The organism is Tunicatimonas sp., assembly GCF_049647865.1.
Lineage (GTDB): Bacteria > Bacteroidota > Bacteroidia > Cytophagales > Cyclobacteriaceae > Tunicatimonas.
The window spans coordinates 1-4,750 of record NZ_JBARYM010000625.1; the positions used below are offsets into that span (position 1 = coordinate 1).

Consider the following 4,750-nt stretch of genomic DNA (forward strand, 5'->3'; position numbering starts at 1 on the left):
GTTATCGGTAATCTCCTGTACGAAGATGCCGTTCGGATTCGGGGATTTCTGCGGAAAAAGCTTGATTTATCTGACTACAAGTCCAATTTTTTCATTATTGAAATCGGCAACGAGGACGTAAGCAAAACCAAAAGTATTGTGGCGATATAATCGCGTAGAAAGTAAGAAATATGGAATGAGATAGATTGAGAATTGCCTGTCTCGCTGACATTGGGTAAACTTTTTGCTTCTAATTGCCAGTTTCTGAGATCTCCCAATCAAGATTAGGTACACCGGCCGCGTAATAAAGCTCCGCTTTTGACTTCTCTCGCTGAGTTTTAAATTTTAGCAGCTTGACTCGAGCATCTAGCAGTTCGGTTTCTCGGGTGTTGATTAGAAATATAGAGCTTTCTCCAAATTCAAACTTCCGAAGTTCACCATCTAACAATTGTTGGTAGAAATTTACCATCCCGGATTGCTGTACAATGATTTGACCTAGATTTTCTACGGTGTTGTAGGTAGTCAACACTTCGTTAGCTACTATTTGCCGTTGGTACGACTGCTCAAAGTACAGTTGCTCTAATTTAATATTAGTTTGGGCCAACTTACCTCGCTCTTTACGTAAGAAAAGTGGAAAATAAAACTGCACCCCAGCTTTGTAGTCATTAAAGAAAAATTGCTGGTTATCTCCATTGCCAACGCTACCATTCGGTCCCAATTCAGACACCCGCTCACTAAGAAAGTTGTACTTTAAATCAATTTGAGGTTTTAAAAACTCTAAGGCCAATCGCCGATCAATTTCAGTTTGCTGAAATTTGGCAGCTAATTTTCTTAGCTCAGGATGAGCTTCCATCGCTAATTCTTGCAAAGCAGCCAGTAGCTCAATGCTCACCGCCTCACTCTCGTTTAGCAGAGGAATTGTGGCTTCGGCTAGTTCTAAAGGTAGCGATTGGTCGCTTTCTTCATCGGCAGTGGCCCATAGATACACTGAAACGGCTAGTCGAGCATTCTCTAAATCTAGCTGAGCTTGCACTCGCTGAACATCTCGTTCCTGGTAGTTGATAAATGCTTTCAGCGAATCAAACGGAGCCACATCGCCATTAATTACTTGTTTAACTACTCCATTATAACGCTGCAGGGCCACATTTTCTACCTCACTGATAATTTCGTATTCCCGATACGAGTAGTACCAGTCCCAGTAGGCTTTAGCCGCATCAAATAGCAATTTATTAATCTCTTTAATCTGTTCGGCCTGAGCTAAATCCTGCATCAATCGAGCCTGACGAATAGCCGCTCGTCGCTGGTCAATAAATAACCCTCTTCCTATTGGGAGTGAAAAACCAGCGTAGATTAAACCACCGGAAGGGGTACTCTGAGATTCATCTAAGAATTCTCCACTATTGCGCTCATAACCAGCCTCCAAATCAATGGGAAACCACATTGGAATTTTCAATTTACTATCCCAAGTGCGGTAGTATCGTTTGTTATCGAACTCTTTAATGTTAAAGTCAGACTGTGCTACCGGATCAAGTCTTCCCCGGGCCATTCGTAAATCCTGAAAAGCCAGATCATTGAACAAATTTGCCCGTCTCACTAGTGGGTGGTGTGTAAGAATATGTCCAAAAAAGTCATCTAAGGTAAAAGCCTGACTTTCCACTACCAGCGAGTCACGCGAGACTAGGACTGAGTCCATTTGGGCGTAGACAGTCTGAGTCAAGCTTACCGCTAGCAATAAGACCATTCCGAATTTTTTTAGGCTAATATACTTTTGCAAGATTATTATTTTTTAAACCATAAGTTGCACTGCGCCAGTTGCACTGCGCCAAAGCATTTACTTAGAAGCCGTTTTGACGTCTGAATCTTTCGCATCCGGTTCCTCTTCTAAACTCGGCGGAAAGCCGTTATACAATCGCCATAATTCATACCAAAGAGGCACTTCATTAAGCATGGCAAACCCTTTTACTCCCGAACCTAACCTCAACTGCTCAGGCCAATCTCCATCATTGGTTGGATCAGGCGTAACTAATATACGGTACTTTCCAGCTTTTTTATCAGTTTCTACGTAGTCTATCACCTGAATAATACCTCCAAAGGTACCCACCGCTACACTAGGCCATCCGGAAAACTGGAGCGCGGGCCAACCATCAAATTGCAACCGCACGTGTCGTCCGGTTTCCAATAAGGGAACATCCATCGGCTTCACGTATAGTTCAATCGCTTTATCCGGATTACGAGGCATTACCGTTACTACTCCCTCGCCTTCCTTAATTGTTTCGCCAATGCCAGTTTTTAAAGCTCTTACAACAAACCCATCCTGCGGAGCAATAATTGAGTAACGATCCAACCGCTCTTCTACGTTCGCGTAATCATTCCGTTGTTTAATCAAACTTCCTTCCGCTTCAGCTAGTTCGGCCCGAGTTAAACTGAGGTCAGATTGAGCTTTACTGATTTTCTCCAGGTATTCTGCCTCGATAGAGTTCAGCTCAATCTGCGCATTAATCAGCTCATTTTGGGTAGCCAAAAATTTGTTTTCACTGGAAATTGCTTTTGCCTGGGTTTGTTGCGCTTTCTGCTCTTTTTGTTGCAACTCTGTTAGCGACTTTAACCCTTCATCGTACAGTACTTGCTGCCGTTCAAACTGGTTCTCTGCAATATTAACATTTACTTTCTCCGCTAAAAAATCAGTGCTATCACTAATAACCTTCAATTCGCTCTGCTTTACTTTATTTCTAGCTTGCTTAAGCTTTAACTGCAATCCATCGCGAAGTGCCGCAATTTGCCGTTCCAGCGCACGTGCTTTGTCTTCTTTAGCTTCAATACTTGTTTGTTTGGCTTCGATTTGATCTTGCAAACGAGAGAGCAGTTGAGGATCAAAGAACTTATCTTTTACATCTCGAATTGTCAATATTGTATCTCCTTCTTGAACATATTCTCCTTCGTTCACCAACCAATTGGTGATTTGCCCCGGAATAGCACTCTGAATAGTTTGAGGACGATTCTCCGGCGAAAGCGCCGTAACTTCTCCGGTAGCATTAATGTTCTGCTGCCAAGGAAGAAATAGCACTAAAAACAGAAAGATACCAATTCCGCCCATCCAGCGAGCGAGTACCCGCCCCGCCCGAGGCGACTGAAGTACATTCATAGACTCCAGTTGAGATAAATGTTCTGGTTGAGCTAAAATAGCTTTTCTCATAATTTCAATTTATGGTGTAATGGGTCGGGGCATATCCTCACCAACAATTTCTTTGAAGTATGGGTTCTGACTTATTTGCTCTTGAGTTCCTTCAGCCACAACTTCGCCTTCTTTCAGCACTACTACCCGGGTGCAATTGGTTAATATTACCGGATCGGTAGATACCGTAATGAGCGTCCAGCTATGCTGAGGATCAGTTAGATACTTAATTAATCTCTCTTTTTCAGATCGCTCAAAGAAGAAGAAAAAATCGTTAAGAATGATTACTTTAGGTCGCTTGGCAATACATCGAGCTAAGGTAATTTTATGCGCTAAACCAGTAGAAAGTCGCTTACCTCCACTGATTAGTTGGGTATGCATTCCATTGGGCAATTGATTGATTTCGTCGCTCGCTCCTACTGCCTTAATAGCATCAATTGCTGTTTGATACGTTGTATTTGGTTTACCTACCAGAATATTCTCGATGACTGTTCCGTCGAAGATATCTTCTTGCGAAACGTTTTTGGCGATACCATCCCGCAGAAAGTTAATATCAATATCTTTGAGTGATACATTGTTGTACGTTACCACTCCTTGGTAAGACGAATAAATGCCATCAATAATATTCACCAAAGTAGATTTACCACTGCCTGAGTGGCCGGTAATACAGATTCTTTCACCCGGTTTGAAGGTTAAATCAATGTTCTTAACTACCTTTTTACTATAACCCGGATAATTATAGTTTAACCCTTCAACCTTAACCTCAATCCCGCCTTCGAAAAATGTTTTAGGTAAACGTACCCCCATCTGATTTTCTAGAGGCAGATCGGTTACATGACCAATCTTATCTACGGCAGTTAGTACATCATAAACTGTGTCAAGGTTGATAATTATCTTTTCCACGGCTCCAAACACTAAAACAATAATAATTTCCGCCGCTACAAATTGCCCTAATGTGATCTGCCGATCAATTACTAAAATAGTCCCTAACACTAAAACCCCACCGGTAATCAAAACTTTAAAAAGTACGATAAACGAAAACTGACGAATTAATACTCCAAAATGGACTTTACGGTGTAATAAGTACTGATTAATATTATAGTCAGCCTTCTTCATAGGTAAACGAGTGGTTCCGGCTATTTTAAAGGAAGAAAGGGCTCTCGCTAACTCTTCTAACCAAAACGCCACCTTATACTTGTACTTAGATTCAATAATGGATGACTCCAGTCCTTTGGGTCCAGTAAAATAGAAGATAAGAAATAATATAGTGACTAGTAACAGCGCAAAGAATACGAAGAACGGATGATAAAACGACAGAAGAATAAGGCCAAAGAAAATTTGCAGCAGTGCTGTTGACAGGTCAATTAGTATCTTGGGTAAGCCTTTCTGTATAGTAAGAATATCAAAGAAGCGGTTAATCAGCTCGGGAGTATGATACTTGAATAGTGCTTCCGCATCAATTTTGGGTACTCGGTAAGCAAATTCAAAAGCCGTTTTGGCAAAGACTCGCCTTTGCAACACCTCCACCATCGATATTTGCATAATCTGTAAAACCCCTGATACTAGTATTGCAATAATAACCAATGCAATTAGCAGTAC

The 4,750-nt window shown here is 41.5% G+C and carries 3 protein-coding genes; all 3 read right to left on the reverse strand.

From position 1 onward, the window contains the following. Positions 1-229: 229 nt before the first annotated feature. Entirely contained in the window at positions 230-1,753 is a 1,524-nt protein-coding gene (locus tag WBA23_RS18280; protein ID WP_424583720.1) for a TolC family protein, read from the reverse strand. A 57-nt stretch (positions 1,754-1,810) separates the two neighbouring features. Beyond that, positions 1,811-3,172, reverse strand: a complete 1,362-nt coding sequence (locus WBA23_RS18285) for an HlyD family secretion protein (protein ID WP_424583721.1) — start codon at positions 3,170-3,172, stop codon at positions 1,811-1,813. A 9-nt stretch (positions 3,173-3,181) separates the two neighbouring features. Next, positions 3,182-4,750: peptidase domain-containing ABC transporter (locus tag WBA23_RS18290; protein ID WP_424583722.1), on the reverse strand; the 1,569-nt coding region annotated here is incomplete at its 5' end.

What these genes read in the sequence shown, in the direction of transcription:
- WBA23_RS18285 (WP_424583721.1), bottom strand. Translation starts at nt 3,172, where the DNA reads ATGAGAAAAGCTATTTTAGCTCAACCAGAACATTTATCTCAACTGGAG.